We start from the raw sequence: 24,564 nt of genomic DNA, 5'->3' as shown, positions 1-24,564 counted from the left end.
CGACCGGAGGAGACCCCCCATGCGCCACCTGTGTCTTGCCCTGTTTGCCTGGCTCGGCGCGGTCCCCGCCGAGGCCGCCAGCATCACGCTGACGGACGATCCGGCCTATGGCTGCATCGCCCAGTTGCGGGGCCCGATCGAGGCCGGCGACACCACCCGCCTGCGCGCCGTGCTGCAAGAGGCCGCGCGCCTGCCGCAGTTCGAGAACATCCTCTATGTCGACGAGGATTTTCCCGACGGCAGGCCCAACATCGGCATCTACCGCCCCCTGAACCTCTGCCTCGACAGCCCCGGCGGGTCGCTGACCGAGGCGATGGCCCTGACGGAGCTGGTCTTTGGCCGGTTGGGCACGGTGATCCGTGCCGGGGCGCGCTGCGAATCCGCCTGCGCGCTGATCTTCATGGCCGGCAGCCATGGGACCGAAACCGACTTTGGCACCTCGGTGAACCGGTTCCTGCACGTCGACGGGCGGCTTGGCTTTCACGCGCCCAGCCTATTGGTGCCCGAGGGCGCCTATGACGCGGCCTCCGTCGCGCGGGCCTATGCCGTCTCGGTCGCGGTGTCCGAGCTGATCTTTCGCAACATGGTGAAGTACCGCTTTGCCCCGTCGCTGGCCGCGCGGATGCATGCCACCCCGGCCGAGCAGATGTTCCATGTCACCCGCGTCGAAGAGGCCGCGCGTTGGGGCATCGCCGTGCTGGGCATCGACCCGCCGACCACGCTCAACGACACGGTGATCGCCAATGCCTGTCTCAACCTCTACCTGTCGGTGTACGATCTGGACTCCAGCGACCCGGACCAGTGGCCACGCGGAATCGGCCGCATGGACGAGGTACGGCGCAGTCCCGAGGGCAACCTGAGCTACACCGGCTTTGGACTGGAGGGCGCGGGCACCTGCGCCGTCACCCCGGACGCGCCCGCGCGGCGGGGCGAATCGGCGGTGGATTTTTGGGGCGAGGCCGCGCTGATCCGGGGTTCGGTCTGGGGCTATGCCGACGCGCGCGATGCGTCGCCGCCGGTGTTCTTCGGGTTCATGCAGAATCACATGGCCTGGCCGGGCGAGATGCCGCTGGCCGCCCTGCCCCGCAACGGCCAGGTGCAGGAGCAGACGACCGCCGGGCGCTGCCATGTCTTTCGCGACGACGGCACCCGGCTGGACGAAGACACCTGCATCCGCACCCGGCGCGCCACGCTGGACGGCGGGATGGTGGACAGCCACCTCTGGCCCTCGGGCACCAGCACGGTGCTGGAGAACGACGCCGGCGTGCTGCGGGTGAACGGCAACCCGGCGACGCTGTGGTACTGGATGGGCGACGACCGGCCCGAAAGCGCCCTGCCCCAGTGCGTTCTGAACGACGGCAGCGACAATGTCTTCTGCTTCGAACCGACCGAGTGAGCGGCGCTCAGGCCCCCGGTTCCGCCTCCGCTCAGGCCTCCAGTTCCGCGTCCCAGTAGAGGAAGTCCATCCAGCTTTCGTGCAGGTGATTCGGCGGAAAGCGGCGGCCCATGTTCAACAGTTCCGGGGCCGAAGGCTGGCGCGGCGGCTTGCGCAGGCACATGTTGGCCTGGCGCAGGCTCTTGGACCCCTTGCGCAAGTTGCAGGGCGCGCAGGCCGCAACGACGTTTTCCCAGCTGGTGATGCCGCCGCTGGCACGCGGCACCACGTGGTCAAAGGTCAGTTCGCCCTTGGACCCGCAATACTGGCAGCGGAATTCGTCCCGCAGAAAAAGATTGAAGCGCGTGAAGGCCACGCGCTTCTGCGGTTTGACATAATCCTTCAGGACCACCACGCTGGGGATCCTGAGCGACATGCTCGGACTGCGCACCACCTCGTCATATTCGGCCACGATGTCGACCCGGTCGAGAAAGGCCGCCTTGATCGCGTCCTGCCAGGGCCAGAGCGACAAGGGGTAATACGATAAGGGTCGGTAATCGGCGTTCAGCACCAGTGCGGGATGGTGTTTGAGTGCGCCGGGTTCGCGCACGAAGGTGGTTCTGAACTCGGTGTCCATCGACGACTCGTCCCTTGCCCTGCCTGCTCGACCAAAAGCACCAGAGCGGGGAACCCGCCCCTGCTTGGCACGACTATATCTCGCGTTCGGGGCGAGGCAAGTCCCGCAACATGCGGTATCCGCAACAAGGGGTGGCCTGCGCAGGCAAACGGCATGTGACAGCAGGCGCCGCCCCGGTCACGACGGCCCCCTGTCATTCGATCACAGTGACGCGGGTCATCCGGTCGGGGGTGCCGATGTCCTTCCAGGTGTGCGGCTCGCCGCGTTTCACCCGGTCGATCACCTCCATGCCTTTGATGACACGGCCCACCACGGTGTATTGCCCGTTCAGGAACGGCCCGTCCTTGAACATGATGAAGAACTGCGCGTTGGCGCTGTCGATGTCCGCGGACCGGGCCATGCCCACCGCCCCGCGCTCAAAGGCAATGTCCGAGAACTCGGCCTGGATGTCCGGCAGGTCCGACCGACCGGAGCCGGTGACCGTCAGGGTAAAGGTCTTGTCGTCGAAATCGCCGTATTGCACGTCGCCGGTCTGGGCCATGAAACCGTCGATCACCCGATGGAACACCACGCCGTTGTAGGCGCCGAACCGCGCCAGCGCGGCGATGCGATCAGCGTGTTCGGGGGCCACGTCCTCGAACAGGTCGATGACCACGGTGCCCTTGGCCTGCCCGTCGACCTCGATCCGCAGGCCCAGGTCGCCGGGGGCCAGGCCAAAGCGCTCCATCGGCTCGGCCGGCGCGGGTTTGGGCGGCTTTGCCCGGTCCGCCTGGAGCGCGGCCAGCTCCTCGGCGAGGCGCCTGGCCTCGGCCTCGGCCGCCGCGCGGGCCTCGGTTTCGGCGCTCAGCCGGTCCCGTTCGGCCCGCAGCGCGGCCAGTTCCGCCTCCAGCGCCGCGCGATCCGCATCGCCGCCCACGGCCGCCGTCAGCACCTGCGACTGGGCCAGGATCTCGGCCATAGGCACGGCCAGGTTCACCGACCCGGCCGAGGCATGGTGCAGCGCCACAACCTGCCGCAGCCCGGTGTCGATCACCGGCGAGCCCGAGCTGCCCGGCAGCGTGTCGCAGGTGTGCAGGACGCGATGGTTGTCGAGCGCGGGCGCGCTGGCCTGGCATTTCTCGCGGCTGATGCGCTGCGCCTCGCCCAGCGGATGGCCGATCAGCCAGAACGGCGCGCGGTCCTCGGGCAGCGCGGCCGACAGGTGCAGCGCGCCGAACTCGGCGTTGGCGTCGCCCAGCACCTGAAGAACGGTGTAATCCAGCGTCTTGCTGGTCTCCAGCGGCACCGGGCTGACGTGGAAACTGCGCGTCTCGCCCACCACCCCGTCACGGATGAACCCGGCGTGGAACTGCACCGCCGCGATGGCGTTGCCGCCGATCTGCGGGTGATCCAGGATGCCCGGCACGCAATGATGGTTGGTGATCAGGCGGTTGCCCTCGATCAGGAAGGCGGTGCAGGGCGCGTATTTGTTGGTGTCGGTCAGGATGTCCAGCTTGCCCACCGCGCGGCCCAGCTGGGCAAAGGGCGAGGAGGCGCTGTAGTTCGAGATGAACTCGATGTTCATCTGGCCAATCTGCGCCTCGTTGCGGATCACGCCCAGCGCGGACTGCTTGCTGGTGATCACCACCTTGCCGAACTGGTCGGCGTCGAACACCGGCAGGTCCTGTGCGGCGACGGGGGCGTTCAGGGCCAGGACAAGGCCCGCAGACAGAAATGACAGACGCATAATGCAACTCTCCGAAACGTGCCCGGAAGCGTACCACAGTCCGCCGGTCCGCAAAGACCGGACGGCATTCAAAATCCCGTATCATACGGCCCCTGGCCGGACCGCGCGCGTCGTCCTTGCGCACGGCGCCACGACGTGACCAATACGCAGCCGGCCAAGGAGAGGCGAAAATCGCTGCTAGAACCCGCACTTGTCCCGCAGAAAGGCCAGTGCCACGCCCAGCCCATCGGGCGCGATGCCGTGCGCGGTGCCCTTCATGACGTGGGCAAAGACCTCGGTGAACCCGGCCTCCTGCAACGCTTCGGCCGCCTGCGGCAGCGACTGCACCGGCACCACGTCGTCCTGGTCGCCGTGCACCAGCAGGATCGGCGGCTTGCTGCGGACCTCGTCGGCCAGCAGCTCCGGCGCCAGCAACCGGCCGGAAAAGCCGACGATCCCGGCCAGTTCCTCGTCGCGGCGCGGGCCGACGTGCAGGCTCATCATGGTGCCCTGCGAAAAGCCGAACAGCGCCACCTGTTCCGGCAGCAGGTCCTCGTCCACCATGACCGCGTCGAGAAAGGCGTTCAGGTCATCGACCGCCCGCGCCATGCCGGCCATGGATTCCTCTTCCGAGGACCCGTCGATCCAGGGGATCGGGAACCACTGAAACCCGAACGGCGCGCCGGCGCAGGCCTCGGGCGCATCGGGCGCCAGGAACAGCGTGTCCGGCAGGTATTCCGCCAGCGGATCGGCCAGCCCCAGCAGGTCCGCCCCGTTCGCCCCGTAGCCGTGCAGGAAGATGACGCAAGAGCGCGTCTCGCCCGAGGCCGGCCCCTTGCGGCCCGTGTTCAGTACCCGTGTCATGCCAGAAGTCTCTCCTGTTCCGCCGCGCCCTCAGGGGCGCTCTGCCGGTCGGCAGTCGAGCATCGCCTCGCCCGAAAACCCGTCCGACCATGTTTCCGTGTAGAAATAGCCCTCTGCGCCGCGCGCTTCGAGCCTGAAGTCGTAGTATCCCGCCTCGCCGCCTTCGGCCGGGGGAAAACCGTGCCGGCAGCCGGTGGTCAGGTAGTCGGCGCAGGTGCCCCTGTCCTCGGTGGTCTCGTCGGTGTCGGGGTTCCGCGCCCGGATCGTGTAGGCCGCGCCATCGAACGCCAAGTCCAATTGGTAAGCTCCGGCGCCGCCATCCTCGACAAGGAACGCCATCGTCCCGGTGCAGACCGTGGGTGTGGCGAACTGTGCCGCCGCCGGCCCCGCCGCCAGCCCCAGCACAAGGCCGATCCCCCATGCCTTCACGCGATGCCCTCCCGTTCCTTCGCGACGTGGTAGTAGGCCCAGAGCGCGCGCGCCGCAACCGATCGCCAGGGGCTCCAGGCCTCGGCCATGCCGCGCAGGGCCTTTTCCCGGGGCCGGTCGGGCAGGTCGAACAGCAATCGCGCGGCTTCCTGCAAGGCCAGGTCGCCGGGGGCGAATACATCCGCCCGGCCCAGGCTGAACATGGCGTAGATCTCGGCCGTCCAGATGCCGATGCCCTTGACCGCGACCAATGTCTCGACGACCTGCCCGGTCGGCAGGACGCGCAGCGCGTCAAAGTCGATCTCCGCCTCGGCCAGCGCACGGGCATAGGCCGCCTTTTGCCGGCTGAGACCCAGCGCGCGCAGATCGTCGTCGGTGCAGGCCCGCACCGCTTCGGGCGTGACCATGCCCGCGCCTTCCAGCCGCGCCCAGATCGCCCGGGCCGAGGCGACGCTGACCTGCTGGCTGACGATGGCGCTGAGCAGCTGCGCAAAGCCGTCCGGGCGGCGGCGCAGCGGCAGGGGGCCGGTCTGCTCCAGCGCATGGGCAAAGCGCGGCTCGGTCCGGGCCAGCCATTCCGCGCCCTCGGCCACGCAGTCGTCGGTGCGGATGATGCGCCCTATGATGTCAGTGTCTGGAGCCATCGCAGGGCCTCCTCCGGCGTGATGACGCGCGGCCCGTCGGGGCGGCGCGGGCGGTCGATCATGGCGACAGGCAGGTGCAGCGCGCGCGCCGCCGCCAGCTTGGGCAACCCGCCAAGGCCACCGGCGTTGGGCACCAGCAGCCACTCGATCCGTTCGCGGCGCATCAGGCGCAACTCGCCGGCCACGCTGATCGGCCCGTCGGCGCATTGCCAGCGGCCGCGCGGCAGCGGGCAGCCGGAGGGCGGCACCGGCTGTCCAATGCGGCGCATCAGGATCTCGGCCCGCAGGGCACGCAACTGCGGCAAGGCCTCGCGCCCCGTTGTCACCAGCACGCGCGCGCCGCGCGGGATGACCCGCGCCGCGTCGCGCACGTCGCGCACCGACACCCAGCGGTCGCCCGGCCCGGCCCGCCACGACGCCCGCACCAGTTGAAGGATCGGCACCCCCGCCGCGCGCGCCGCCGCCGCCGCGGCAAAGGCAGCCCGGGTGTTGGCCGGATGCGCCGCCTCGATCACCGCGCCCGCCCCGACCGCGCGCAGCCAGTCCGCCGTCACCGGCCCAAAGCTGACCGCCCCCGGCCAGCGCCGCGCCACGCGTTCCGGCGTGGGCAGTCGCACCAGCGCGCTGGGCAAGGCCCGCGCCAGCCGGTGCGCCTCGGTCGAGCCGCCTATGATCACGATCCCGTTCATCCGCCCTGCTTAGAACACCACCGCTGAAAGGGGAACAGCGGCAACACGCTGCGTCGCTTACACATGCCTCTTGCCGAAGATGAGCGCGCAGCCTATCCCGATGCCCATGACCAGCCTCACCGCAGACCCGACCGACTCTCGCGCCAAGCGCAACGTGATCGTGCTTGTGCTGGCACAGGCGATCCTGGGCGCGCAGATGCCGATGATCTTCACCATCGGCGGCCTTGCCGGGCAGTCGCTGGCCTCGAACGTGTGCTTTGCCACGCTGCCGATCTCGCTGATCGTGCTGGGCTCGATGCTGTCGGCGACGCCGGTCTCGGCCATCATGCAGAAATACGGCCGGCGCACCGGCTTCATGCTGGGCGCCACGGGCGGCGCGCTGGGCGGCGCGGTGGGGGCTTACGGCCTCTACATCGCCTCGTTCCCGGTGTTCCTGCTGGGGTCGCTGCTGACCGGCCTCTACATGTCGGCGCAGGGCTTTTACCGCTTTGCCGCCTCCGACACCGCGTCGGACGCCTACCGGCCCAAGGCGATTTCCTACGTCATGGCGGGCGGGCTGGCCTCGGCCATCATCGGTCCGCAGCTGGTCAAGGCGACCTCGGACGCCTTCGTGGTGCCCTTCCTCGGGACCTACGCGGCGGTGATCGGGCTGAACCTGCTGGGGTCCTTGCTGTTCCTCTTTCTCGACATCCCAAGGCCGCCGAAACCGGAGATCGACGCGCCGCGCGGGCGCAGCCGGCTGGAGCTGCTGCGCACGCCGCGCATCGCCGTCGCGGTGATCTGCGCGACCGTCTCCTACGCGCTGATGAACCTGGTGATGACCTCCACGCCGCTGGCCGTGGTGGGCTGCGGGTTCGAGACGGGGGACGCCGCCAACGTGGTGACGGCGCATGTGCTGGCGATGTTCGCTCCCAGCTTCTTCACCGGGCACCTGATCGCCCGCTTCGGCGCGGAAAAGATCATGGCCGCCGGGCTGGTGATCCTCGGGGCCGCCGGCGCGGTGGGGCTGTCGGGGGTCGACCTCGAACAGTTCTTTGTCGCGCTGGTGCTGCTGGGGCTGGGCTGGAATTTCGGTTTCATCGGCGCGACCACGATGCTGACCGGCGCGCATGAGCCGCACGAACGCGGCCGGATGCAGGGCCTGAACGACCTCATCGTGTTCGGCGGCGTGACCTTTGCCTCGCTCGCCTCGGGCGGGCTGATGAACTGCTCGGGCGGGTCGGCCGAACAGGGCTGGACGGCGGTCAACCTGGCCATGGCGCCGTTCCTGGTGCTGGCGGGCGGCGCGCTGATCTGGCTGGTGCTGCGCCCCAAGGACGAGGTCCGCGCCTGACGCGGATCAGGCCGTCAGCAAGGCCCAGCGCCGCCGGAATTCGCTGAGCGCCAGCCGCCCCTCGGACACCGATCCCGGATCGCGCGCAACAAGCTGCAACAGCGGCCGCGCTTGCGCGCACTCGCGCAGCGCCGCACCCGCCGGGCCAAAGGATCGCCGCAGCCGCCGCAGGCTGCCCGGCATCGCCCTCAGCTGATCGCGCGCCAGCGCGGCCAGCGTCTCGGCCCGGCCGTCGGGCAGGGGCAGCTTGCCGCGCGCTTCGAGATCGGGCACCGCGCGCAGGTAACGCACCAGCCCCGCGCCGCGCGCATAGGGCACGGCATCGGCCAGCCGGTCTGCCGGCGCTCCCAGGGCCGCCAGCGCGGTCAGCGCCAGCCCGCCCGAGGTCCTTTCGAGATAGTCCAGCAGGGCCGCGGCATCGGCAAAGGGCGCACGTTCAAGATCCCGTTCGCGGGCCTCGACCAGCGCGCGCAGACGTGCCACGTCCACGCCGGTCAGCGCCTGCGCCAGCGGCGTCACCACCTCGTGCCGCCGGACAAAGCCGCCCGCCGCGATCTCGTCCAACGCATCCAGCCACCATTGCAACCGCATCCGCGCGATCATCGGCTCCTGCGTCACCCAGGGCGCGCGCGCGACCTCGACGTTGAAGGCGTAGAGCGGGAACAGCACGGCGCGGGCGGCAACCGGCGCGGCCATGGCGGCGACAAAGCGTTCGGGGTCGCCCCGTTCGACGATCTGCGCGCAGGCGTAGAGGTCGCTGCCCGGCTCCCAGCTCATGGCTTGCGCGCCACCGTCAGCAGGTAGCCGGTCTGGTCCTTCACCGCGCGCCAGTGGTCCGCCTCTGCCGCGCAGAGGTCCAGCATGGCGGTCAGCCGCGCGTCCGCGCCGGGGCGCAGCGCGGCGATGCGCGCCTCCATCGGCTGGTAGTAAGCCTCCCAGCCCGCGTCGGGCACCTTGCGGCTGCCCAGCACCTGATACCCGGCCGCCGAAACCGCCGCGAGGATGCCGCCGGTGTCGCGCGTCGGATACCCCTCCCAGAAGGCGCGCGCCGCCGTATCCGGCTGTTCGGCAAAGAAACAGGGCTCCGAAAAGGCCAATACGCCACCCGGTTTCAACGCGTCCGCCATGACGCTCAGACCCTGGTCCAGCCCCAGGAAATACAGCGCCCCGGCGCACCAGATCATGTCAAAGGGCGCCTGCGGCAGATCTGCGATCGCCGCCAGGTCGGCCGTACAGACGGTTACGGCCTCGTTCCCGGCAAAGCGCGCCTGCATCTGCGCAACAAAGGCCTCTGACCTGTCAAAGGCCACCACCCGCGCGCCGCGTGCCGCCAGCAGCGCGGGCACGTCGCCGCCCGGCCCCGCCGCGGCATCGCAGATCACCGCGCCCTCGGGCAGGGCGGCCAGGTCCAGCGCCCAGGCGACATCCTCGGGCGCGCCCGGTCCTTCGCGCGGCAGGTCCTTGTGAACCTCGAAAAAGGCCTCCCAGTCCATCAGGCCGTTGCCCCGTCGCGCACCAGCTTCCAGCGCACCGCGTCCAGCAGCGCCTCGAACGAGGCGTCGACGATGTTGGCGCTGACGCCGACCGTGGCCCAGCGCCGCCCCTGCCCGTCCTCGCTGTCGATGATGACGCGGGTCACCGCCTCGGTGCCGCCCTGTGTGATGCGCACCTTGAAGTCGACCAGCCGCATGTCGTCGATCGCCGCCTGGTAGCGGCCCAGATCCTTGGCCAGCGCCTTGGACAACGCGTTGACCGGGCCGCGGTCGTTGCCGTCCTCGTCCATCGACTCGGACACCGACAGCTTCTTCTCGCCATCGACCTTCACCACCACCACCGCCTCGGACAGCGAGACCATGCGGTTGTACTTGTTCTTGCGCCGCTCCACCGTCACCCGGTAGCGCTTGACCTCGAAGAACTCGGGCAATAGGCCCAGTTCCTCGCGCGCGAGGATCTCGAAACTGGCCTGCGCGGTGTCGTAGGAATAACCCTCGGATTCGCGCGCCTTGACCTTGTCGAGGATGCGCGCCAGCGCCGGATCGGTCGGAGCCACCTCCAGCCCGGCCTCGGCCAGCCGCTTGCGCAGGTTGGACTGGCCGGCCTGGTTCGACATCGGCACCACGCGGCGGTTGCCCACCAGCGCGGGGTCGATGTGTTCGTAGGTCGTCGGGTCCTTGAGGATCGCGCTGGCGTGCAGCCCGGCCTTGTGGGCAAAGGCCGAGGCGCCGACATAGGCCACCTGTTTCTGCGGCACCCGGTTCAGCACGTCGTCCAGCATCCGGCTGATCCGGGTCAGCCCCTCCAGCGCCTCCCTGTCGACGCCCGTCTCGAAACGGCTGGCGTAGGGTTCCTTCAGCAGCAGCGTCGGGATCAGCGTGGTCAGGTTGGCGTTGCCGCAGCGTTCCCCCAGCCCGTTCAGCGTGCCCTGGATCTGCCGTGCGCCCGCCAGCACGGCAGCGAGAGAGCCTGCGACGGCGGTTTCGGTGTCGTTGTGGGTGTGGATGCCCAGGCGCGCGCCGGGCACGGCATTGGCCACCACGTCGGTGACGATCTCGCCGATCTCCTGCGGCAGCGTCCCACCGTTGGTGTCACACAGCACGACCCAGCGCGCCCCGGCCTCGAGTGCCGTGCGCAGGCAGTCCAGCGCATAGGTCCGGTTGGCCTTGTAGCCGTCAAAGAAATGCTCGGCGTCGAACAGCGCCTCGCGGCGCTGCGCGACGAGATGCGCGATGGAGGCGCCGATGTTATCGAGGTTCTCTTCCAGCGTGATGCCCAACGCCCTGGTGACGTGGAAATCATGCGTCTTGCCGACAAGGCAGACGGCCGGGGTGCCGGCGTTCAGGACACCGGACAGCACCTCGTCGTTGGCGGCCGAGCGCCCTGCCCGCTTGGTCATGCCAAAGGCGGTCATGGTGGCGCGGGTGTGCGGCACCTCCTCGAAAAAGGCGCTGTCGGTGGGGTTCGCCCCCGGCCAGCCGCCCTCGATGTAATCGACGCCAAGGCTGTCGAGCGCGGCGGCGATCTTGAGCTTTTCGGCGGTGGAAAACTGGACGCCCTGCGTCTGCTGCCCGTCGCGCAGCGTGGTGTCGTAGAGGGAGAGGCGTTCGCGGGTCATTTCGCCCCCTGGGCTTGAGCGAGGAGGGACGCGCGCGATCCTGGGTGGGCGCAGCGGTCCGTGCAAAGTACGAAGGGCAGTTCCCGGCCGCGGGTGGGGGTGAAGCCTCCGCCCGTCACGCCGAAGGCGTGCCCTGAAAAAACGGCGCACCTGCGGTGCGACGTGGCGGCCGGGGGTTGCCCGGCGTGCCGCCGGGCGAGAGGATTCGAACCTGACGACACTGCTACATGTTCTCCTCGAGTATTGAGGGATCGAAATCAGGCCCGATCTCCCAGGTCGTTCTTTCCTTTGTATCGTTAACAATCACTCCGGCGCGATTGAGCAGATCCCGATAAGCGTCGGCAGTTGCATAGTCCTTCGCAGCTTTAGCTTCAGCCCGAACATTCAAGGCATGTTCGATCAATTCTTCTGCCGAAGCTGAGGCTTTTCCGTCGTACCATCCACCCATTTCCGGAGTCAGCAGACCAAGAAGTTGGGCAGACTGCTTCAGATCATGAGGACCGCCAGTCTTGTAGATTTCGTGTAGCGCAGCAATTGCCCCAGCGGTGTTCAAGTCGTCGCAAAGTGCCAAGACGACAGTTCTATCCGCTGATGATGACTCATCCGCCGAAGCGGTGAATTTCCGCCATCGCCGCAGCGTCGCCTCCGCCTCGCGCGCCTTCTCCGCCGTCCAGTCCATCGGCTTGCGGTAATGCGTGCTCAGCATGACAAAGCGGATCACCTCGCCCGGTACGCCCTGCTCCAGCAGGTCGCGCACGGTAAAGAAGTTGCCCAAGGACTTGGACATCTTCTTGCCCTCGACCTGCAGCATTTCGTTGTGCAGCCAGACCTTGGCGAACTCCCCCTCGGGATGCGCGCAGGCGGACTGGGCGATCTCGTTCTCGTGGTGCGGGAACAAGAGGTCGTTGCCGCCGCCGTGGATGTCGAAGGTGTCGCCCAAGAGCGCATGGCTCATGGCCGAGCATTCGATGTGCCAGCCCGGCCGCCCCCGGCCCCAGGGGCTGTTCCAGCCCGGCAGGTCGTCGGTGGAGGGCTTCCACAGGACAAAGTCCATCGGGTTCTTCTTGTAGGGCGCCACCTCGACCCGGGCGCCGGCGATCATGTCTTCGACCGACCGGCCGGAGAGCGCGCCGTAACCGGCGTAGCTGTCGACGGCGAACAGCACGTGACCCTCGGCCGCATAGGCATGGCCGGACTCGATCAGCCCCGCGATCATGGCGATCATCTCGCCGATGTAGGCGGTCGCGCGCGGTTCATGCGTCGGCCGCAGCGCGCCCAGCGCATCCATGTCGGCGTGATACCAGCCGATGGTCTCGTCCGAGCGTTCGCGCACCAGTTCCTCGAGCGTGCCCGGGGCCCCCGCCTCCTTGCGCGCAAGGGCGGTGGCGTTGATCTTGTCGTCGACGTCGGTGAAGTTGCGGACGTAGGTGACGTGCCCTTCGCCGTAGACATGGCGCAGCAAGCGGAACAGCACGTCGAAGACCAGCACGGGCCGGGCATTGCCCAGGTGCGCGCGGTCATAGACCGTGGGGCCGCAGACATACAGGCGCACGTTGGTCGGGTCGATCGGCCGGAAGAGTTCCTTCTTCCGGGTCCGGGAATTGGTTAAGCGGATGTCCATGGCCTCGTCCTTCGCAAAGCTTGCGGCGGGCCTAGCAACTCTCCGTACAGATTGGAATAGAGGACCGTCCCGCCGATGGTGTCAGCGGATAATGCAGCAGCGGATGGGTGCGGTCGTCGTCATGGCGTGGGCATAGCACGGCGCGAGGTTCCGGCCAAGCGCAACGTAGTGGACGGGGCGCAAAAGGCGCTTCGAAGCGCCTTGCAACGCCTTTGCAAAGGCGTTGAAGCGGTTTCGAAACCGCTTTGTCCCGGCCCGTCCCAAGGCGCGACAGACCCGCCGACAGCGCACGCCTTTTGCCCGCCTCCGGCGCATGCCTTTTGCCCGCCTCCGGCGGGACACCGGGCGGGTAAGGCAGAGTCGATGTCCATGAAGGACTGAAAACGGCGGCCGCCGGACGGATCGTGATGCCGGGGTGCCAGACCCGGCCCTTTTCGGGGCGTCGCCCCCTCGTTCCGCGCAGATCGAAAGGCCCCCGAAAGGGGAAACCGATCCGGTTTTCAGTGGTACCGCGGGGCAGACTGAGGCCGCCCGGTTGACAAAGGGTGAGGGCAGCGCGCGCTGCCCTCCGGCCTACTGGTCGCGCTGCGCCTCGAGCGCGCGATAGGCGGCGACGTTGCGGTTGTGCTCGTCCAGCGTCACGGCAAAGTTGTGCCCGTCCGCCGGGTCCAGCGTCTTGGCCACGAAGTAGATGTACTCCGTATCCGCCGGGTTCAGCGCCGCCTCGATGCTGGCGCGGCCGGGGTTGGCGATCGGCGTCGGCGGCAGGCCGGGGATCACGTAGGTGTTCCACGGCGTCTCGGCGCGCAGTTCGGACTGCCGCAGCCCGCGCCCCAGCACCCCCTGCCCCTTGGTCACGCCATAGATCACCGTCGGGTCGGTCTGCAGCCGCATCCCTTTCTCCAAACGGTTGACAAAGACGCTGGCCACCTCGCGCCGTTCTTCGGGGCCGCCGGTCTCCTTCTCGATGATCGAGGCCAGGATCAGCGCCTCTTCGGGCGTGGACAGCGGCAGACCGGAGGCGCGGTTTGCCCAGGCCTGCGCCAGGATCAGCTGCTGCGCCTGCTGCATCCGTTCGATCACGCTGGCGCGGGTGTCGCCCGGCCCGATCTCGTAGCTGTCGGGGGCCAGGCTGCCCTCGGGCGGCACGTCGACCTCGCCTTCCAGCACGTCGATCTGCTTGAGCTCCTCGACCACCTGCCAGCTGGTCACGCCCTCGGCCAGCGCCACCCGGTAGCGGGTGTCGGCGGCCTGGCGCACGCGGGTGTAGTCCTCGGGGACCTCGCCCTCGGAGGGGTCAAAGCTGGCGCGCTCCTCGTAGCGGCCGGTCGTCGGGTCGATCTCGCGCACCTGCACGGTCGCGCGGGTGATGCCGATGCGGTAGACCACCTCGGTCCCGCAGGTCGACGCACCACCCCGGGTGACGATGTCGACAATCTCGGACATCGAGGCGCCCTCGGGCACCAGGTAGCTGCCCGCCTTCAGCGCCTGCGCCTTGTCGGAATAGTCCGCCCCCAGCCGCAGCAGCAGCGCGCTCGACACCGCACCTTCACCGGCCAGGTCGTCCGACACCGCCCGCATGTTGGTGCCACGCGGCACCTCGAGGCAGATCGGCGCCGTCAGCGGGCCTTCGGCGTTGTATTCGTTCTGCGCCCACAGCAGGAGACCCCCGAGGAGGAACAGCGCGACGACCAGAAAGGTCAGCGCGTTCGAGGCGATGCTGCGCCACATGCGCCTACTCCAGCTTCCCGAAGATCACGCTGGCATTGGTGCCGCCAAAGCCGAAGGAATTGGACAGCGCGTAGCTGACCTTGCGCTCACGCCTGGCGTTGGCCGCCAGGTCGATGGGTGTTTCGACCGCCGGATTGTCGAGGTTGATGGTGGGCGGCGCCACCTGGTCGCGGATCGCGAGGATCGAGAAAATCGCCTCGATCGCGCCCGCAGCCCCCAGCAGGTGGCCGGTGGCCGACTTGGTCGAGGACATGGTGACATTGGCGGCATGGTCGCCCAGCAGCCGCTCCACAGCGCCCAGCTCGATGGTGTCGGCCATGGTCGAGGTGCCATGCGCGTTGATGTAGTCCAGCGCCTCGGGCGTCAGCCCGGCGTCGCGCAGCGCGTTGCGCATCGACCGTTCGCCGCCCTCGCCGTCCTCGGAGGGGGCGGTGATGTGGTAGGCGTCGCCCGACAGGCCGTAGCCGCAGACCTCGGCATAGATCCGCGCGCCGCGCGCCATGGCGTGCTCGTATTCCTCCAGCACGACCACCCCGGCCCCCTCGCCCATGACAAAGCCGTCACGGTCGGCGTCATAGGGGCGGCTGGCGGCCTTGGGGTTGTCGCCGCGCTTGGTCGACAGCGCCTTGCAGGCGTTGAAGCCGGCGATGCCGATCTCGGAAATCGCGGCCTCCGCGCCACCGGCGATCATCACGTCGGCGTCGCCGTACTTGATCAGCCGCGCCGCGTCGCCGATCGCATGGGCGCCGGTCGAACAGGCCGTGACCACCGCGTGGTTCGGCCCCTTGAAGCCGTAGCGGATCGACACGTTGCCGGAAATCAGGTTGATCAGCGCGCCGGGGATAAAGAAGGGCGACACCCGCCGCGGACCCTTGTCGCGGATCAGCAGCGCGGTTTCGGCGATGGCGTTCAGCCCGCCGATGCCCGAGCCGATCATCACGCCGGTGCGCAGGCGGCTTTCCTCGTCCTGCGGTTTCCAACCGGCATCCGAGACCGCCTGTTCGGCGGCGGCGATGCCGAAGCGGATGAACTCGTCGACCTTGCGCTGCTCCTTCTTGTCCATCCAGTCGTCCGGATTGAAGGTGCCATCGCTGCCGTCGCCATACGGCACCTCGCAGGCGTAGGTCGTCGCGAGATGGCTCGCGTCGAACTTGCTGATGGTTCCGGCGCCGGACTGCCCGTCCAGCAGCCGCGACCAGGTCTCCTCGACCCCGCAGGCCAGGGGCGTGACCAGCCCCAGCCCGGTGACAACAACGCGACGTGCCATGCGCCTGTCCTTCTCTCCTGTGCACTCTTCCCGCTCTTACCGCGCCTTGGCCGCCGGGGGCAAGACCGCCGCCCGCAGTCCGTCACGGCGGCGGGTTTCCGCAAAAGGACGTCCCCGCAACCCTCTCGATGCAAGAACGCCGCCGGGCGCCTTGCGGCCGGGGACGGTGGGCGGGGCGCCTTTCGGCGCAGCCGAAACAGCGCCGTCCCCGTCCCTCAGGCCCAGGCCCCGCCCAGGTCCGCGCGCGCCCGGTCGATCCAGTGCGTGGCCAGCCAGTCGCAAGGCTTCGAATAGCGGATGACGGACCCGGTGTAGCCGCTCAGCGCATCCGTCATCTTGGGCCGGCCGTGAAAACAGACCACGCGCGCGTCGGCCGGCAGGCGGGGCGGACGGACATAGTTCATCGGAAACGGGTTGCAGTCATACTTGAACGACACCACCCAGGGCTCTGGAATATAAGTAAAGACGCCGCGGTCCATCGCCTTGTGCGAGGTATAGCGCTGCTCTGATCCGCGCGCCTTTTCCACCTCCTCGTAGGGATGCGCGGCCAGGTCCTCGTAGAGAAACCCGTGCAAGGCCGGATCGAAGCGAAAGACCGAGCCATGCCCGGTCGGCCGCCCCTTGCGCTTTTCCGTCCAGTCGTGCCGCATTGCCACCGTGCCGGGGGCAAGGTCGTGGATCTCGTCCAGCCCGCCGGTAATCACCACGTCGAGGTCAAAGCCCAGCACCGGCCCCTTCAGGTCCGGCACCAGCCCGGGCCGGAACAGCGAGGTCTTGCGCATCGCGCCCTGCCGGTTGGCCACCGCAAGCGCGGCATTCATCGGCTCGGCAAAGGGTTCGAGTGGCAGGTCCAATACTTTGATCTCCGGGTGCAATCCCTCGGCCTGCTCGGTCATGCAGAAGAACCGCACGGGGCGCGACAGGTTGCGCCGCACGCCGGAATAGAGGCGGTTGACGTATTCGGGGCCGAACAGCGTGCCCCACTTGATGCACATGATGTTGATCGCCGTCACCGCGCCTGTCCCCTTGTCCGACGCGCGCCAGATAGCAACGCCGCCCCCGGAAGACCAGCGCTTGTCGCGCCGCGGCCTGTCTGGCAGCCCCACATGGGGCGGCGACAAGGGTTTGTCGCGGGCCGTGTTCCGCGATAGGTCTGGGCGCAGGGCGTCCGCGCTCCTCCTCTCTGCATGGAACACATCATGACCTCTCTCGATACCCGCAAGACGCTGGCCGTGGACATCTGCCGCACCGCTGGCGACCTGGCCCTTTCGTATTTCTCGGACCGCGCCGGGCTGCGCGTCGACAGCAAGGGCGCGCAGGACTGGGTCAGCGACGCCGACCGCGAGGTCGAACTGCACGTCCGCAAGCGCCTGTCCGAAGCGCTGCCTCAGGACGGCATTTTCGGCGAGGAAGGCGCCCCCACCCCGGGGACCAGCGGATACGACTGGGTGATCGACCCGATCGACGGCACCACCAACTTTGTCCACGGCATCCCCGCCTGGACCGTGGTTCTGGCCTGCGTCCACGAAGGCCGCACGGTGATCGGGGTGATCCACGACCCGCTGCACAACGAAACCTACGTCGCCACCGCAGGCGGCGGCGCCACGCTGAACGGCGTGCCGCTGGCGCTCGACCCGGACAAGGGCTTTGCCAGCGGCACGGTCGGGGTCGGCTATTCCAACCGGGTCAAGGCGCAGAACCTGCTGCCGGTGATCGAGGGGCTGATGGCGACCGGCGCGATGATCCACCGCAACGCATCGGGCGCGCTGTCGCTGGCCTATGTCGCGGCCGGCCGGCTGCTGGGCTACGTCGAGGAGCACATGAACGCCTGGGATTGCCTGGCCGGTCAGCTGCTGGTGGCCGAGGCAGGCGGGCGGGTCGAGCCGCAGGACGTCAACGCGATGATCAAGGACGGCGGCCGGGTGGTGGTGTCCGGACCGGCGGTCTTCGACGATCTGGTGACGCTGGCCGACGCGGCCTGGGGCCGGCCCACCTAAGGCCCCCGCGCGGCCCCCGATCCGCCGGACATCGGACCGGGAACAGAAGGCACGCCCTCCTTCCGCGCTACTTCGGCAACAGGACGGGCCCTTTCCTGGCAAAGGACAGGCGCACGTCCTGGCCCACGGGCAACGGGTCGTCGACCTCGTCCTGCACGGCAAAGACCTGCCCAAAGCCCCCTTCCAGCGTGTATTCCATCCGCACGCCCACGTAGGTCGCCTTGGCCACCGTGGCAGGCACCCCGGTCTCTGCCCCGATCACCAGCCGCGACGGGCGCACCGCCAGCCGTGCGGGCCCCACCGGCAGCCCGCGCGCGGGCAGATCGTGGCGGTAGCCCTCGATCTCGATGGTGGCGGTGTCGCCGGAAACGGCGACGATCTGGCAGGTGATCAGGTTCGCCTCGCCGATGAAGTCGGCGACAAAGCTGTCGATGGGCTCGTCATACAGCTGGCGCGGTGTGCCCTTTTGCGCGATGGAGGCGTTGCGCATGACCACGATCTCGTCCGAGACGGCCAGCGCCTCTTCCTGGTCGTGGGTGACGTAGACCACGGTCAGGCCCAGGTCCTGCTGGATCGCGCGGATGTCTTCGCGGACCTGGCGGCGCAGCTTGGCGTCGAGGTTCGACAGCGGCTCGTCGAACAGCAGCACCTGCGGCTCCAGCACCAGCGCGCGCGCCACGGCAACACGCTGCTGCTGGCCGCCCGACAGCTCGGACGGCAGGCGGGCATCGAAACCTTTCAGCCCGACCAGCTCCAGCCCGTGCAGCGCGCGCACCTTGGCCTCGGGCTTGGCAAAGCCGGAAAAGGTCAGCCCGTACATCACGTTCTCCAGCACGGTCATGTGCGGAAACAGCGCGTAGGACTGGAACACCATGGACACGTCGCGGTCGGTGGCGGGCAGCTTGGTCACATCGCGGTCGCCGATCAGGATGCGCCCCGTGGTGGCCATCTCCAGCCCCGCGATCATGCGCAGCATCGTCGTCTTGCCGCAGCCCGACGGCCCCAGAAGCGTGACCAGCGTGCCCGCCTCGACAAAGAGATCGACGCTGTCGACGGCCACCACGTCCTTGCCGAACCGCTTGGAGACCTTCTCGAACCTGACCGGGGCGGCCTTGCTGCTGATGATGTCACCCTTCATTCCCGTTCTCCCGAGCCGTGATGCATGCGCCGCCCGATCTGCACGCGGCCGACCATGACTTGCAGTAGCCCGACCGCCGCCAGCATCACGAAGATCAGCGTGGTGCTGTAAGCGATGGCCAGGCCGTAGTCGTTGTTCTCGACCCGGCCGATGATGTAGCTGGTGGCCATGTCGTATTGCGCCGAGACGAGGAAGATCACCGCCGAGATGGCGGTCATCGCCCGGACAAAGCTGTAGACGAGCGCCGCCAGGATCGCCGGCCTGAGCAGCGGCAGGATCACCCGGCGGAAGGTCTGCCAGCTGTTCGCCCCCAGCGTCAGCGAGGATTCGTCCAGCGACTTGTCCAGCTGTGACATGCTGGCGATGCCGGCCCGCACCCCCACCGGCATGTTGCGGAAGATGAAGCTGATCACCAGGATGATGCCCGTCCCGGTGATCTCGATCGGCGGCACGTTGAAGGCCAGGATGTAGCTGACGCCGATCACCGTGCCGGGGATGGCGAAACTCAGCATCGTGCCGAATTCAAAGGCGTTCTTGCCGGCAAAGTCCTGCCGCGTCAGCAGGTAGGCCGTCACCAGCCCCACCGCCGCCGTCAGCGGCGCGGCGATGGCGGCGATCATGATCGTCGTCCAGAAGCTGTCCCAGGCCGCACCCGTCCAGTGAATCCCCTCCTCGCCAAAGCGGACGGAAAAGGCGGTGACGTAGTGCTTGAAGGTCAGCGAGTTGTTGACGCCCCACAGTTCGACCACGCTGCCGTAGAGGATCATGGCGTAGACGACACAGGTGAACAGGCCCCAGCCCAGCGCGATGGTCAGCACCGGCAGGGACAGGCCCAGCGGCATCTGCGGATGCACGCCGGAATCGCCCTTGCCCGACACGGTGGTGTAGCTTTTCTTGCCCAGCCAGGCGCGCTGCGCGTAAAAGGCCGACAGCGTGAAGGCCAGCAGCACGATGGCCAGCACCGCCGCCCTGCCCTGATCGTATTGCGCGCCGACGATGGCAAAGAAGATCTCGGTCGATAGCACGTCGAAATTGCCGCCCAGCACCAGCGGGTTGCCGAAATCGGCCATGCTTTCGATGAAGCCCAAGAGGAAGGCGTTGGCCAGCCCCGGGCGCATCAGCGGCAGCGACACGGTGCGGAACACCTGCCAGCGGTTGGCGCGCAGGGTCTGCGCGGCTTCTTCCATCGAGGGGCTCACGCCCTCGACCACGCCGATCAGCACCAGAAAGGCGATGGGGGTAAAGGCCAGCACCTGCGCGATCAGCACGCCGGGCATCCCGTACAGCCAGCGGGTCGGCCGCACACCCAGCATGTCCGCCGCCCAGACGGTGACAGAGCCCGAGAGGCCAAACAGCAGGATCAGCGCCAGCCCGATGACAAAGGGCGGCGTGATGATCGGCAGCACGGTCAGCGCCCTGAGCGCGCGCTTGTAGCGAAAGCCCGAGCGGGTGACGACCAGCGCGAAACACAGGCCCAGCACGGTGGTCAGGAAACCCACCGCGATGGCCAGGAACAGCGAGTTCCACGCCGCCCCGCAACGCGCGCCCCAGAGACAGCCCAGGCCCCAGAGCCGGTTGTCAAAGAATTTGGCAAAGAACACCGAGATGGAATAGGCCCCGTCCTCGGTCACGAAGGCGGCGAACAGCATCTTGGCGATGGGGAAAAAGACGAAGGCGGCGACGATGACGATCACGCCGCCGATGGCGCTGACGACAAAGACATCGCCATTGATCGCGCCGCGCGCGGCGATGCCCTGCGTCAGCAGGAACAGAAAGGCCGTGGCGCAGACCATCGCGCCGTAGCCCATGCCGAACTGCCGGTCGCCCAGGTCGCCGAACAGCGCCGTCAGCCAGGCAAAGTTGAAGCCGCGGATGCCGATGGCAAACCCCTGCGCAATTAGCCAGCCAAAGCCCAGTGAGCCGGCCAGGATCAGCACCTGCGCATAGAGCGGGTCGGATTTGCGGCGGTTCAGGATCAGCAAGGGCAGCGCCAATGGCAGCAGCAAGGGCGCCAGCCACAGCTTTTCACCCTGGCCGATCAGAAAGGCGGCCGGGGCATAGTCCTCGTCGAAGGGCCAGCCGTCGACCAGCCATTCGAAGGTGAAGAATCCGTCCTCCACCCCGTACCAAGGGAGGAGGAGGAAACCGACCCATCCGGCGAGGATCCAGAAGATCAGCACCGGATGGGCGGTCTTGTCGGTCGTGACGATCCGCACGGGTCTTATTGCGGCAGGGTCGAGACCTCTTCATCCCACTTCTGCAACAGGCGCTTGCGCTCGTCCGAGGAGCCGTACTTGACGAAATCGTAGTCGATCAGCTTGATCGTCGACATGTCGGGCGCCTTGTCCGAGGTCATCGCGCCCTTGTTGGACGGCACCTGGAAGGCATCGACCTGCAACGCGAGGTTCTGCGCCTCGGCGCTCAGCGCCCAGTCGTAGAACTTTTTCGCCTCGTCCATGTTGCGCGCGCCCTTGATGATCGACATCGAGCCGATCTCGTAGCCAGTGCCCTCGCAGGGGGCGACGACCTTGATCGGGAAGCCGGCCACCGCCTGCGCCACCGCGTCGTGCATGAAGACAATGCCCACCGTGGTTTCGCCCCGGCCGGCCGCCTTGATCGGGGCAGAGCCCGACTTGGTGTATTGATTGATGTTGGCGTGCAGGCCCTTCATGTAGTCGAAACCGCCCTCTTCACCGAAAATCTGCACCATCGAGGCCAGCGTGGTGTAGGCCGTGCCCGAGGAATTCGGGTTGGCCATCTGGACGTGGCCCTTGAAGGCCGGGTCCAGCAGGTCCTTCCAGCAGGACGGTTCGGGCAGGCCCTCGGCGGCCAGCAGGTCGGTGTTGTAGCCGTAGCCCAGCGCACCCGAGTAGATGCCGATGGTGCGGTTGCCGGCGCTTTCGGACTGGGCGATGGCCCAGTCGTGCAGCTGTTCGCGCATCGGCGACAGGTATTCCTCGGTCAGGCCTTCCTCGGCCGCCTGCAGGTGCGGGTCGCCGGTGCCGCCCCACCAGACATCGCCCTTGGGGTTCACCGCCTCGGCGCGGATCTGGGCAAAGGTCTCTCCGCTGGATTTGCGCGTCATGTCGACGTCGATGCCGGAGGCCTCTTCGAAGCTGCGCGCCATCAGCTGGCACCAGTCTTCCTGCGCGCTGCAATAGAACGTCAGCTTGTCGGCCTGCGCCGCGCCGACGGTCGCCGCCAGCGCAAGAGCCGAGACGGTCAGTGTCCTGGAAATGGTCTTCATGTGGTTTTCCTCCCTTGGTCGTTTTTCGCCGACCGGTTGACCCGGTTCGGATTTCCGATATCGGCACGATGCCCCAAATGCGCGGCTGGCGCGAGGGTGCAATTGCCCATCCGCGTCATGACCCGCCGCCCCCGGCGGCGCGCACCGCCAGCCGGCTGTCCAGCATCTCGCCCGCCTCCTCGATGATCGGGTAGGCGACATAGCTGAACGAGGCGTTGATCTGCTTGAGCAGGCGCAGCGTCTCCTGGTGGGCGTTGGTGCTGGCCACGCTGGCCGTGTCCTGCGCCTGGAGCCGCCGCAGGTGGCGTTCCTGAAGCAGTTGCTCGACCCGGCGCACCTCGTCCTTGTCGGCGACCAGCTGGCGCGCGTCGGCGGGATCGCCGGTGGTCAGTACGCCCAGCGCCAGCTGCGCATTGGCGGCCACCTGGTCGTGAAACCGTTCGATGTCCTCCAGCCCGTCGGGCGAAAAGGCGATGGCGTTCTGGTTCATCTTGCGCGCCAGGGCCAGCATGTTGACGGCGATCCGGTCGGCCGCCTCTTCCAGCCCGTTGGCCACGGTCACCAGTTCCAGCCCCTTGCGCGACTGCGCCTCGCTCATCCCGGCGGTGCGCAGCCGGGCGACGTAGAGCTTCAGCTCGTAGTGCATGCGGTCGACCTCGTCCTCGCGGCGCTGGATCAGCGCGACGGCATCGGGGTCCCAGTGGTGGAACAGGGTGCGGACCTGCAACAGCATGGCCTGCACCGTCTCGGCCATGCGGGTCAGTTCACGATGCGCGCAGGCCAGCGCCAGCCGGGTGTCCTGCAAGGCCACCGGGTCCAGCGCGCTCACGGCGGTGTCAAATATCTTGGGCGTCGGCGGCACCAGCGCCTCGGCGGCGCGGACCGGCAGGGCCCGCAAAGGCAGGGCGATCAGCAGGACGGCGAGACCGAACAGCGCGTGCAGGTGCACCACGTCCTGCTGCGGCGCCCCGCCCAGCGCGGGAACCTGCAACCCGCCCAGCGCGACGACCGCAAGGCAGAGCAGCGCAAAGGCGCTGCGCACCATGAGGTTGGCCGTCACGACGACCCGCACCGGGCGCGACGCGGTGCGCAGCAGGGTGTAGGGGATCAGCGCGCCGCCCAGGTTCGCCCCGAACACCAGCACCACCGCCAGCGGCCAGGCGATGATCCCGGCGGAAGCAAACGCAGCCACCGTCAGCACCGCCGCCAGGCTGGAATGCATCGCCCAGGACAGCAGCGCGCCCAGCACAAAGGCGCTGAGCCGGTCCCCTTCGAGATAGGCAAAGACCGCGAGGAAGAGATCGTTGCCGGCGATCGGCGCGGTCGCCTCGCGGATCATCCGCAGCGACACGAGGATCAGACCAAAGCCGACCAATATCCGCCCGACCTGCTGCCATTTCAGGCTCTTGGCATTGAAATACAGCAGGATGCCCGCCAGCAGCAGCACCGCGCTGGCCGGACCGATGGGCAGCACCAGCACCTGCGCCATCAGCGCCGAGCCCAGTTCCGCCCCCAGCATCAGCGCCAGCGCCGCGCCGGTGGCGATGACGCCCGAGGCGACGAACCCGCTGGCGATCAGCGCGACGGCGGTGCCGCTTTGCAGCACCATGGCGCCCAGCATGCCGCCGGCGGCGGCCCGCAGCGGACCGCTGGACATGCGTTTCAACCCTTGCCGCGCCTGGGGCAGGAACGCCCGCTCGACCCCGACGCGCACCATCCTGACGGACCACAGCAGCAGGGCCACGGACGCGGCAAGGTTGATCGCGAAAAGGATCATGCCGACAGCACCAACAGCACGGGAAGACGCCTCCAATCCTTGGAACTTTCCAAAATACCAACACCAGATTGAGGCTTATGCAACAAAAAACCATTGAAATGCGCCGCAATTCCCACAAACATGCCGATCACACCAAGGAGGGAGGGGCCGGGTGGCCGAAGCGCGCGTGACATCCCGGAAGACGGCAGGCGCCCCGCCGCGCCTGAAGAAATCCGAACGCCGCCGGCAGATCCTGCTGGAGTTGAAGCTGCGTCCGCACGTGCGGATCAGCGACCTGGCCGAACGCTTCAACGTCTCCACCGAAACCGTGCGCCGCGATTTCGACGCCCTGGCCGACGACGGCCTGGTCAGCCGCGCGCATGGCGGCGCCTCGGCCCCGACGCAGGGGCCCTACCCCGGGCTCGACGAACGCACCGGCGCCCGGATCTCGGAACGCGAACGGATCGGGCGGCTGGCGGCCAGCCTGGTCGAACCCGACGAAACCATCATGATCGACTCGGGCTCGACCACCATCCAGATGGCCCGCGCGCTGGCCTGGCAGGGCACGCGCTGCACCGTCATCACCAATTCGATCCCGGTGGCCATGACGCTGGGACACGGGGCGCAGGACGTGATCATGTGCCCGGGCGACTACCTCGCCGCGGAATCCGCGCTGGTCGGGACCGAGACGCTGGAGTTCCTCGGCCGCTACCACGTCGACCGCTGCATGATCGGCGCATCGGGCTTTTCCGACGAGGGGCCATCGGAAAGCGTGCGCGGCTTTGCGGCGGTCAAGCGGGCCATGCTGCGCCGCGCGGCGCGCCGGCACCTGCTGATCGATTCGGAAAAGTTCGGCCGCAAGGGGCTGACGCTGGTGGGCACGCTGGAGGACCTCGATTCCATCGTCGTGGACCGCCGGCCGGGAACGGAGTTGTCCAGGCACCTGGAAAAGGCCAAGGTGGACGTGCTGGTCGCAGGTCCGTAGGAACTCAGAAAAGACGGCAACGACAAGAGACTGC

At 68.1% G+C, this 24,564-nt stretch carries 21 protein-coding genes and 1 pseudogene; 4 read left to right on the top strand and 18 right to left on the bottom strand.

The window, feature by feature from the left end; translation table 11 throughout:
* The first annotated feature begins 19 nt into the window (after window positions 1-19).
* Window positions 20-1,396, top strand: coding sequence for a COG3904 family protein (locus MAA8898_RS22690; protein ID WP_094023307.1), 1,377 nt, complete (start codon window positions 20-22; stop codon window positions 1,394-1,396).
* Window positions 1,397-1,427: 31 nt separating this feature from the next.
* Here the strand turns inward: MAA8898_RS22690 and MAA8898_RS22685 are convergent, their stop codons facing one another.
* The 7 genes and pseudogenes from MAA8898_RS22685 to MAA8898_RS22660 form a co-directional block, all read right to left on the bottom strand.
* On the bottom strand, window positions 1,428-2,012 hold the full coding sequence (locus MAA8898_RS22685) for an HNH endonuclease (RefSeq protein ID WP_094023306.1): 585 nt from the start codon (window positions 2,010-2,012) through the stop codon (window positions 1,428-1,430).
* Window positions 2,013-2,205: 193 nt separating this feature from the next.
* The gene (locus MAA8898_RS26925; RefSeq protein ID WP_245853586.1) at window positions 2,206-2,739 is read right to left on the bottom strand and encodes a peptidylprolyl isomerase; all 534 of its coding nucleotides are present in this window, start codon (window positions 2,737-2,739) and stop codon (window positions 2,206-2,208) included.
* 282 nt (window positions 2,740-3,021) lie between these two features.
* Window positions 3,022-3,576, bottom strand: a pseudogene (locus MAA8898_RS26920) (trypsin-like serine peptidase); the annotation flags it as partial.
* A gap of 339 nt (window positions 3,577-3,915) precedes the next feature.
* A complete protein-coding gene (locus MAA8898_RS22675; RefSeq protein WP_094023304.1) occupies window positions 3,916-4,581 on the bottom strand; it encodes an alpha/beta hydrolase in 666 nt (221 codons plus the stop codon).
* A 30-nt stretch (window positions 4,582-4,611) separates the two neighbouring features.
* Complete coding sequence (locus MAA8898_RS22670; protein WP_094023303.1) at window positions 4,612-5,010, bottom strand: hypothetical protein; 399 nt, start codon at window positions 5,008-5,010, stop codon at window positions 4,612-4,614.
* Window positions 5,007-5,654, bottom strand: a complete 648-nt coding sequence (locus MAA8898_RS22665; RefSeq protein WP_176445287.1) for a DNA-3-methyladenine glycosylase family protein — start codon at window positions 5,652-5,654, stop codon at window positions 5,007-5,009. The genes MAA8898_RS22670 and MAA8898_RS22665 overlap by 4 nt, the downstream gene beginning before the upstream one ends.
* Complete coding sequence (locus MAA8898_RS22660) at window positions 5,630-6,343, bottom strand: precorrin-6A/cobalt-precorrin-6A reductase (RefSeq protein WP_094023302.1); 714 nt, start codon at window positions 6,341-6,343, stop codon at window positions 5,630-5,632. Before MAA8898_RS22660 ends, MAA8898_RS22665 begins: the two co-directional genes overlap by 25 nt.
* A gap of 106 nt (window positions 6,344-6,449) precedes the next feature.
* Between MAA8898_RS22660 and MAA8898_RS22655 the strand changes: the two genes are divergently transcribed.
* A complete protein-coding gene (locus tag MAA8898_RS22655) occupies window positions 6,450-7,676 on the top strand; it encodes an MFS transporter (RefSeq protein WP_094023335.1) in 1,227 nt (408 codons plus the stop codon).
* 6 nt (window positions 7,677-7,682) lie between these two features.
* Here MAA8898_RS22655 and MAA8898_RS22650 read toward each other — a convergent pair whose 3' ends face one another.
* From MAA8898_RS22650 to MAA8898_RS22620, 7 genes are all read right to left on the bottom strand, one after another.
* Window positions 7,683-8,453: a squalene/phytoene synthase family protein gene (locus MAA8898_RS22650; protein WP_094023301.1), complete on the bottom strand. Its 771-nt coding sequence runs from the start codon at window positions 8,451-8,453 to the stop codon at window positions 7,683-7,685.
* On the bottom strand, window positions 8,450-9,169 hold the full coding sequence (locus MAA8898_RS22645; RefSeq protein WP_094023300.1) for a class I SAM-dependent methyltransferase: 720 nt from the start codon (window positions 9,167-9,169) through the stop codon (window positions 8,450-8,452). Before MAA8898_RS22645 ends, MAA8898_RS22650 begins: the two co-directional genes overlap by 4 nt.
* The gene (gene cimA, locus MAA8898_RS22640; RefSeq protein WP_094023299.1) at window positions 9,169-10,788 is read right to left on the bottom strand and encodes a citramalate synthase; all 1,620 of its coding nucleotides are present in this window, start codon (window positions 10,786-10,788) and stop codon (window positions 9,169-9,171) included. Before cimA ends, MAA8898_RS22645 begins: the two co-directional genes overlap by 1 nt.
* A 223-nt stretch (window positions 10,789-11,011) precedes the next feature.
* On the bottom strand, window positions 11,012-12,409 hold the full coding sequence (cysS, locus tag MAA8898_RS22635; protein ID WP_094023298.1) for a cysteine--tRNA ligase: 1,398 nt from the start codon (window positions 12,407-12,409) through the stop codon (window positions 11,012-11,014).
* 573 nt (window positions 12,410-12,982) lie between these two features.
* A complete protein-coding gene (gene mltG, locus MAA8898_RS22630) occupies window positions 12,983-14,140 on the bottom strand; it encodes an endolytic transglycosylase MltG (RefSeq protein WP_094023297.1) in 1,158 nt (385 codons plus the stop codon).
* 4 nt (window positions 14,141-14,144) lie between these two features.
* Window positions 14,145-15,407, bottom strand: a complete 1,263-nt coding sequence (gene fabF, locus MAA8898_RS22625; RefSeq protein WP_094023296.1) for a beta-ketoacyl-ACP synthase II — start codon at window positions 15,405-15,407, stop codon at window positions 14,145-14,147.
* Window positions 15,408-15,622: 215 nt separating this feature from the next.
* Entirely contained in the window at window positions 15,623-16,402 is a 780-nt protein-coding gene (locus MAA8898_RS22620) for a glycosyl transferase (protein ID WP_094023334.1), read from the bottom strand.
* Window positions 16,403-16,606: 204 nt separating this feature from the next.
* Between MAA8898_RS22620 and MAA8898_RS22615 the strand changes: the two genes are divergently transcribed.
* Complete coding sequence (locus MAA8898_RS22615) at window positions 16,607-17,404, top strand: inositol monophosphatase family protein (RefSeq protein ID WP_094023333.1); 798 nt, start codon at window positions 16,607-16,609, stop codon at window positions 17,402-17,404.
* A 67-nt stretch (window positions 17,405-17,471) separates the two neighbouring features.
* Here the strand turns inward: MAA8898_RS22615 and MAA8898_RS22610 are convergent, their stop codons facing one another.
* The 4 genes from MAA8898_RS22610 to MAA8898_RS22595 form a co-directional block, all read right to left on the bottom strand.
* Window positions 17,472-18,542 (bottom strand): ABC transporter ATP-binding protein, encoded by a 1,071-nt coding sequence (locus tag MAA8898_RS22610; protein ID WP_094023295.1) that lies wholly within the window; start codon window positions 18,540-18,542, stop codon window positions 17,472-17,474.
* Window positions 18,539-20,758: an ABC transporter permease gene (locus tag MAA8898_RS22605; protein WP_094023294.1), complete on the bottom strand. Its 2,220-nt coding sequence runs from the start codon at window positions 20,756-20,758 to the stop codon at window positions 18,539-18,541. The genes MAA8898_RS22610 and MAA8898_RS22605 overlap by 4 nt, the downstream gene beginning before the upstream one ends.
* Window positions 20,759-20,763: 5 nt before the next feature.
* Window positions 20,764-21,789, bottom strand: coding sequence for an ABC transporter substrate-binding protein (locus MAA8898_RS22600; RefSeq protein ID WP_094023293.1), 1,026 nt, complete (start codon window positions 21,787-21,789; stop codon window positions 20,764-20,766).
* A 115-nt stretch (window positions 21,790-21,904) separates the two neighbouring features.
* Window positions 21,905-23,566 (bottom strand): Na/Pi cotransporter family protein, encoded by a 1,662-nt coding sequence (locus MAA8898_RS22595; protein ID WP_094023292.1) that lies wholly within the window; start codon window positions 23,564-23,566, stop codon window positions 21,905-21,907.
* A 151-nt stretch (window positions 23,567-23,717) separates the two neighbouring features.
* Here MAA8898_RS22595 and MAA8898_RS22590 point away from each other — a divergent pair, with 151 nt between their 5' ends.
* Window positions 23,718-24,530 (top strand): DeoR/GlpR family DNA-binding transcription regulator, encoded by an 813-nt coding sequence (locus tag MAA8898_RS22590; RefSeq protein ID WP_094023291.1) that lies wholly within the window; start codon window positions 23,718-23,720, stop codon window positions 24,528-24,530.
* Window positions 24,531-24,564: the final 34 nt, after the last annotated feature.

This window comes from Antarctobacter aquimaris (assembly GCF_900184945.1).
GTDB classification, from domain to species: Bacteria; Pseudomonadota; Alphaproteobacteria; order Rhodobacterales; family Rhodobacteraceae; genus Maliponia; species Maliponia aquimaris.
Note: the sequence above shows the minus strand (reverse complement) of the source record. Positions and strands in the feature narration are given on the sequence as shown.

Excerpts from the sequence above, each read along its gene's own strand:
- MAA8898_RS22690 (WP_094023307.1), top strand. The coding sequence starts at position 20 with ATGCGCCACCTGTGTCTTGCCCTGTTTGCCTGGCTCGGCGCGGTCCCC.
- MAA8898_RS22685 (WP_094023306.1), bottom strand. The coding sequence starts at position 2,012 with ATGGACACCGAGTTCAGAACCACCTTCGTGCGCGAACCCGGCGCACTC.
- MAA8898_RS26925 (WP_245853586.1), bottom strand. The coding sequence starts at position 2,739 with ATGGAGCGCTTTGGCCTGGCCCCCGGCGACCTGGGCCTGCGGATCGAG.
- MAA8898_RS22675 (WP_094023304.1), bottom strand. The coding sequence starts at position 4,581 with ATGACACGGGTACTGAACACGGGCCGCAAGGGGCCGGCCTCGGGCGAG.
- MAA8898_RS22665 (WP_176445287.1), bottom strand. The coding sequence starts at position 5,654 with ATGGCTCCAGACACTGACATCATAGGGCGCATCATCCGCACCGACGAC.
- MAA8898_RS22660 (WP_094023302.1), bottom strand. The coding sequence starts at position 6,343 with ATGAACGGGATCGTGATCATAGGCGGCTCGACCGAGGCGCACCGGCTG.
- MAA8898_RS22655 (WP_094023335.1), top strand. The coding sequence starts at position 6,450 with ATGACCAGCCTCACCGCAGACCCGACCGACTCTCGCGCCAAGCGCAAC.
- MAA8898_RS22650 (WP_094023301.1), bottom strand. The coding sequence starts at position 8,453 with ATGAGCTGGGAGCCGGGCAGCGACCTCTACGCCTGCGCGCAGATCGTC.
- MAA8898_RS22645 (WP_094023300.1), bottom strand. The coding sequence starts at position 9,169 with ATGGACTGGGAGGCCTTTTTCGAGGTTCACAAGGACCTGCCGCGCGAA.
- cimA (WP_094023299.1), bottom strand. The coding sequence starts at position 10,788 with ATGACCCGCGAACGCCTCTCCCTCTACGACACCACGCTGCGCGACGGG.
- cysS (WP_094023298.1), bottom strand. The coding sequence starts at position 12,409 with ATGGACATCCGCTTAACCAATTCCCGGACCCGGAAGAAGGAACTCTTC.
- mltG (WP_094023297.1), bottom strand. The coding sequence starts at position 14,140 with ATGTGGCGCAGCATCGCCTCGAACGCGCTGACCTTTCTGGTCGTCGCG.
- fabF (WP_094023296.1), bottom strand. The coding sequence starts at position 15,407 with ATGGCACGTCGCGTTGTTGTCACCGGGCTGGGGCTGGTCACGCCCCTG.
- MAA8898_RS22620 (WP_094023334.1), bottom strand. The coding sequence starts at position 16,402 with ATGTGCATCAAGTGGGGCACGCTGTTCGGCCCCGAATACGTCAACCGC.
- MAA8898_RS22615 (WP_094023333.1), top strand. The coding sequence starts at position 16,607 with ATGACCTCTCTCGATACCCGCAAGACGCTGGCCGTGGACATCTGCCGC.
- MAA8898_RS22610 (WP_094023295.1), bottom strand. The coding sequence starts at position 18,542 with ATGAAGGGTGACATCATCAGCAGCAAGGCCGCCCCGGTCAGGTTCGAG.
- MAA8898_RS22600 (WP_094023293.1), bottom strand. The coding sequence starts at position 21,789 with ATGAAGACCATTTCCAGGACACTGACCGTCTCGGCTCTTGCGCTGGCG.
- MAA8898_RS22595 (WP_094023292.1), bottom strand. The coding sequence starts at position 23,566 with ATGATCCTTTTCGCGATCAACCTTGCCGCGTCCGTGGCCCTGCTGCTG.